Source organism: Streptomyces sp. NPDC058964 (genome assembly GCF_042741275.1).
GTDB lineage: Bacteria > Actinomycetota > Actinomycetes > Streptomycetales > Streptomycetaceae > Streptomyces.
Map to the genome: position 1 here is coordinate 1 of NZ_JBHYKH010000544.1, position 5,976 is coordinate 5,976.

Sequence of the window (5,976 nt, forward strand, 5' to 3'; positions counted from 1 at the left end):
CCACCCCCCACCGTAACCCCCCCCCCCGCCCTGTGGTGGGGTGTTGTTCCCCCCCCCCGCCGCCGTGCCCCGCCCCGGCCGGGGGCCCGGCGGCCGATGACCAGACCGGGGGCGCGTCCCGTCTTCGACCCCGCCGGCCGGGACGACGCCCTGCGCACGGTCCTGCAGGACCTGCGCACCGGCCGCTGGATGGCGATGCGCGCCCTGCTCGCCGACACCACCGCCTGGTGGCAGTGGACACGCCGCACCCAGGTCCTGGCGGCCGCGGCGGCCGGCACGGACGTGGTGCGGGCCTGGCTCGCGGAGGAGCCGTCCAGCGTGCCGGCCACGGTGATGCACGCGCGCGTGGCCGTGGAGCGGGCGCTGCGGGCGCACCGGGACGGCCACCGCCGTACCCACGAACTGTGGGTGGAGGCCTGGGACGCGAGCGACACCGCCGCCCGGGCCGCACCGCTCGACCCGGTGCCGTGGGTGTGCCTGATCGCGCTGGCCCCGATCGACCGGGAGCAGAGCTGGGCCGAGCACCGGGCGCCGCCGCCCGAGCCCGCGCTGCCGCCCGGCCCGTGGGGTCTGCTCGCCGAGGCCGACAAGCGCGACCCGCACAATCGCGAAGCCCACCACCGGATGCTGCAGTTCCTCTGCGCCCGGTCGCCGTCGGGGCGGCTGACGGAGGCCGCCGCGTACGCGCACCGGGCGGCCGGGTCGGCCCCGCTGGGCTCCGCGCTGCACGCCCTGCCGCTGTACGTACGGGCCGAGCGCTACCGCCGCGGCGCCGGACGCGACGCCGCCCTGGACCTGCACTGGGTGGCGGAGGACGCCACCCGGGAGGCGGGGCACGCGCTGTACGCCTGGTTCGGCCACTGCCCCGCCGCCGAGCGCTCCCCACTCGACCTCAACCACCTCGCCCACGCCCTCTGGGGCGCCCAGCGCTTCCCCGACGCGGCCCGGGTGTTCGCCGCGCTCGGCCCGTACTGCACGCCCGCCCCCTGGTCGTACCGCACACCCGATCCGAACGGGGCCGTGGAGGTGTTCCGCCACGCCCGCGCCCGCAGCATGGCCGCAACGGGCGGCCCCGGTACCGGCAACTGACACCCCCCCACCGACGCTCCCCCGGAGGTCTGTCGCATGTCCCGCGCCTCTGAACCATCCGTACCGTCCGCTCCCCGGCACGACGAGGAGCAGCGCCTGCGCGAACTCGGCTACCGGCCCGTGCTGGCCCGCCGCATGGGCGGGTTCGGCAACTTCGCGATCAGCTTCTCGGTGATCTCGGTCCTGTCCGGCTGCATGACCCTGTACGGCTTCGGCATGGGCGCGGGCGGACCGGCGGTGATGCTCTGGGGGTGGGCGGGCGTCGGGCTGTTCGTGCTGTGCGTGGGGCTCTCGTTGGCCGAGGTCACCAGCGCGTATCCGACGTCCGGCGCCCTCTACTACATGGCCGACCGGCTCGGCGGCCCCCGCTGGGGCTGGTACACCGGCTGGCTGAACCTGCTCGGCCTGCTCGGCGCGATCGCGGGCATCGACTACGGGGCCGCCCTGTTCACCGGCGCGTTCGCCAACCTCCGGTGGGGCTTCGAGCCGACGCCGGGAAGGACGATGCTGATCTTCGTCGCGGTTCTGCTGCTGCACGCCGTGCTGAACCTGTTCGGCGTCCGCCTGGTGAGCCTGCTCAACTCCGTCAGCGTGTGGTGGCACCTGGCCGGCGTGGCACTGATCGTCGGCGCGCTGGCGATCGTCCCGGACCACCACCAGTCCGCGTCCTTCGTCTTCACCCGGTTCGTGAACGAGACAGGATGGTCCAACCCGGTTTACGTGGCCGCGATCGGCCTGCTGCTCGCGCAGTACACCTTCTGCGGCTACGACGCCTCGGCACACCTGTCGGAGGAGACCTCCAACGCCTCGGTGGCGGCGGCGCGCGGCATCGTCCGCTCGATCTGGGTCTCCTGGATCGCGGGCTTCGTCCTGCTCGCGGGCCTCACCTTCGCGATCCAGGACTACGGCGCCACGCGGGACAGCGCGACCGGGGTGCCGCCCGCGCAGATCCTGCTCGACGGGCTGGGCACCGACGGGGCGAGCGCGCTGCTCCTGGTCGTGATCGTCGCCCAACTGTTCTGCGGGAACGCCGAGGTGGCGGCGGCCAGCCGCATGGTGTTCGCGTTCAGCCGGGACAGGGCGCTGCCCGGTTCGGCCCTCTGGCGCCGGGTCAGCGGCCGTACCCAGACGCCGGTCGCGGCCGTCTGGCTGTCGGTGACGGTCGCCTGCGTCCTCGCCCTGCCGTCCCTGTACTCGGTGACGGCGTACGGCGCGGTCACCGCCATCAACGTCATCGGCATCACCCCCGCGTACGCCATCCCCGTCCTTCTGCGGCTGCGCGCGGGCGACCGGTTCCGGCCGGGCCCGTGGAACCTGGGACGGTGGAGCCGGCCGGTGGGCTGGATCGCGGTCGTCTGGGTGGCCGCCGTGACGGTGCTCTTCTGCCTGCCGCAGTCGTCGCCGGTGACGGTCGACTCGATGAACTACGCGTCCGTCGCGCTGGCCGTCGTACTGGTTCTCGCCAGTGTGTGGTGGTACGTCGCCCGCCGTTCGTACGGGACTCCCGCCACGGCCGCCTACGGAACCGGCCGTGAGCAGGCCGAACTGGCCGAGGGGATCGTCTGAGGGGTCGCTCGCGGGACCGGTCCGGGTACGAACTCCCGTGCCGGATACGGCAGGATGAGCGGTCGCATCGGCCGTCGACGCCGTACGGACCGGTGCGACCGCACTTCCCGCAAACGAGCAGGTGACAACGTGACGAGACTTCACATCCGGCCGTCGGCGGCCCGGTCCGCCGCAGCTTCCCTCCCCGGAGGTGACCAGTGGACCGCGCGCTGACCCTGGACGATCTGATCCTCGCCGGAATCGCCCTGGCGGCGGGTCTGTTGGCGGCCTTCCTGTCGCGCGCGGTGCTGCGCTGGCTGGCCAAGCACGCCAAGCGCACCCGCTGGAGCGGCGACGACGTCGTGGTGGACGCGCTGCGGACCGTGGTGCCGTGGGCGGCGATCGCGGGTGGCGCGGCCGCCGCCGCGGCGGTGCTGCCGCTGACGCGGACGGTCCAGCACCACACCAACCAGTGCCTCCAGGTGCTGCTCATCTTCGCCGTGACCGTGTCGGCGGCCCGGGTGATCGCCGGTCTGGTGCAGACGGTCACGCAGTCCCGCTCCGGCGTCGCCGGCTCGGCCACGATCTTCGTCAACATCACGCGGGTGCTGGTCCTGGCGATCGGCTTCCTGGTGGTGCTGCAGACGCTGGGCATCTCCATAGCGCCGATGCTCACCGCCCTGGGGGTCGGGGGTCTGGCCGTCGCCCTGGCCCTGCAGGACACCCTCGCCAACCTCTTCGCGGGCGTCCACATCCTCGCCTCCAAGACCGTCCAGCCGGGCGACTACATCCGGCTGACCACCGGCGAGGAGGGGTACGTGGTGGACATCAACTGGCGCCAGACGACCGTGCGCCAGCTCTCCAACAACCTGGTGGTCATCCCCAACGGGCAGCTCGCGAAGACGAACATGACCAACTTCACCCGTCCCGAGCAGCGGCTGACCATCCTGGTGCAGGTGGGCGTGAGCTACGACAGCGACCTCGACCAGGTCGAGCGCGTCACGACCGAGGTGATCGCCGAGACGATGACCGAGATCACCGGCGCCGTCCCGGACCACGAGCCCGCGATCCGCTTCCACACCTTCGGTGACTCCCGGATCGGCTTCACGGTGATCCTCGGCGTCGGCGAGTTCAGCGACCAGTACCGGATCAAGCACGAGTTCATCAAGCGCCTGCACCGGCGCTACCGCGAGGAGGGCATCCGCATCCCGGCCCCCACCCGGACGGTGGCCCTGCAGCAGGGCACGGTGGTGATCCCGCAGCAGCGCGGCGCGGAGGATCTGGCGTCGGGTTCCGTCGTCGACTAGCCGCCGGGCTCCGGTCGGCCGGCCCCGGGCGGTAGCCGCCCCCACATCAGGCGCGTCGCGGACCGGCCTCCTCCGGAGGGCCGCCGCACCCCACGAACGCGCCGCGGGCCGGCCCAGGGCTCCCCGGCAGATCCCGTGCGACCGTATGCTCGAAGGAGCACGACGTCTTCCCCGGAGTCCGCGATGCCCGAGCCGACGGCCCGTCTCGACCAGCGGCTCGACACGATCGCGCGTCATCCGTTCCGGGCGAAGTTCCATCTGCGGGGGCGGGACCGGGCCACCGCAGAGCTGACCGGCCCGGCGACGCTGCGCAGGCACGCCTACGACCTCATCGCCAAGCGGCTGGCGCCGGCCGAGCCGTACAAGGACGGCAGGCAGACCCCGTACCGGGGCCACCCGGTCTTCGTGGCGCAGCACGCCACCGCCACCTGCTGCCGCAGCTGTCTCCAGCGCTGGCACCGGATCCCCAAGGGACGGCAGCTGACCCGCGCGGAGCGCGCCTACGTGGTGGACGTGATCTGCCGCTGGATCGAGCGTGAGGTGGCGGCCGGAGAGACCTCCGCCCGCCACCTGTGACGGCACTCGGTGTCAGAGCGTGGCCGTGTTGTCGTGGTAGGGCCCGCCGCGCCGGCTGTGCGGCGCCGCCAGGGCCGAGGCCACCGGGTTCACCGTCCAGTCGGGGTGGCCGGGCATCCGCGGCGTCCTGGTGCCGTACAGCCAGTCGCCCAGGAAGCCGGACTGGTCCTGGCCGGTGACCTCCGAGGCGACGGCGATGTAGTCCCCCGTCGTCGCCGACCGGTCGCGGAAGCGGTCCAGGAAGGCACGTTCCACGGCGTGGAAGGCGTCCTCGCCGACCAGTTCCCGGAACGCGTACAGGACCAGCACGCCGCCCAGGTAGCGCTGGCTGTCGAAGAGGTCGACCGCGTTCGGGGCGGCCACCGGGCCCGAGTCGTGGCGCCACTGGTCGCCGCGGGCGTAGGTGTCCTTCATCCGGGCTTCCATCGTGGTCAGGCCCAGCGAGTCGGCCCAGCCCCGCTCGTAGCGGTACAGCAGTCCGTAGAAGTCGGCGTGGCCCTCGTTCAGCCACAGGTCGGCCCAGGTGGCGGGAGTGACCATGTTGCCGAAATAGGAGTGGACCAGCTCGTGCATCATGTGCGAGCCGATCTTCTTCTCCTCCTGAAGCAGGAAGTTCGGCTTGTAGAGAGTGAGGGTCTGGGTCTCCAGGCCCGTGAAGTCGAAGGCGTTCGGGTCGTCGGAGTTGCAGGGCAGCAGTCCGTACGTCTCGAACGGGAAGGCCCCCAGGCGCGCCTCCAGCCACTCGACCAGCCCCGGCGTCAGGGAGAGCGCCGGTTCCAGGGCGGTGGCCCGGGCGGTGGGGACGACGTCGCGCAGCGGCAGGCCGTGCGGGCCCGGCCGGTCCCTCACCACGTAGTCGCCGACGGTGATCTGGACGAGTTCGGTGGCCATCGGGGAGCGGGAGCGGTACGTGTAGGCGGTCCGGTCGCCGTCGAGTGCCTCCGTGTCGCACAGCAGGCCGTTCGCCACGCCGCGCAGCCCGTTCGGGACGGTGATGCGGAAGCGGAAGTCCGCCTTGTCCGACGGATGGTCGTTGCACGGGAAGACGGTGTGCGCGGAGTTCGGCTGCGGGCAGACGGCGAAGCCGTCCGGGGTGGGCACCCAGGCGGTGTGCGGGAGGGAGCGGCGCGGGTCGGCGGCGTACTCGACGCGGACGGTGGCGCGGCACCCCGCCGGGATCTCCCGCTCGGGTGTGACGCGCAGCTTCTCGTCCGCCTGCTCGAAGACGGCGGGGCGGCCGTCGACGCGTATGGAACGTATGTCCAGGCCGAGCGCGTCGAGGGAGAAGCGGGTCAGGGCCTGGGTGGTGCGGATGCGCAGCGTCGCGGCGGCATCGACCAGCCTGGTCGTGGCGTCGTACGCGAGGTCGAGGTCGTAGGACGACACGCGGTAGCCGTCGTTTCCGAGGGCGGGGAAGACCGGGTCGCCGAGGGTCTCCGGGCCCGCGGTCCCCGTGTCC

The 5,976-nt window shown here is 72.7% G+C and carries 5 protein-coding genes; 4 read left to right on the top strand and 1 reads right to left on the bottom strand.

Going from position 1 to position 5,976, the window contains the following annotated elements:
• Positions 1–96 precede the first annotated feature (96 nt).
• The 4 genes from ACFW2E_RS39685 (at position 97) to ACFW2E_RS39700 (ending at position 4,517) form a co-directional block, all read left to right on the top strand.
• Positions 97–1,089: a hypothetical protein gene (locus ACFW2E_RS39685; RefSeq protein ID WP_384474797.1), complete on the top strand. Its 993-nt coding sequence runs from the start codon at positions 97–99 to the stop codon at positions 1,087–1,089.
• A 36-nt stretch (positions 1,090–1,125) separates the two neighbouring features.
• Positions 1,126–2,655, top strand: coding sequence for an amino acid permease (locus tag ACFW2E_RS39690; protein ID WP_384474800.1), 1,530 nt, complete (start codon positions 1,126–1,128; stop codon positions 2,653–2,655).
• 197 nt (positions 2,656–2,852) lie between these two features.
• Positions 2,853–3,941, top strand: a complete 1,089-nt coding sequence (locus ACFW2E_RS39695; RefSeq protein WP_384474803.1) for a mechanosensitive ion channel family protein — start codon at positions 2,853–2,855, stop codon at positions 3,939–3,941.
• 183 nt (positions 3,942–4,124) lie between these two features.
• Positions 4,125–4,517, top strand: a complete 393-nt coding sequence (locus tag ACFW2E_RS39700) for a DUF4186 domain-containing protein (RefSeq protein ID WP_384474806.1) — start codon at positions 4,125–4,127, stop codon at positions 4,515–4,517.
• A gap of 12 nt (positions 4,518–4,529) precedes the next feature.
• Here ACFW2E_RS39700 and ACFW2E_RS39705 read toward each other — a convergent pair.
• Positions 4,530–5,976 (bottom strand): M1 family metallopeptidase (locus ACFW2E_RS39705; RefSeq protein WP_384474809.1); only part of this gene is annotated, 1,447 nt, incomplete at its 5' end.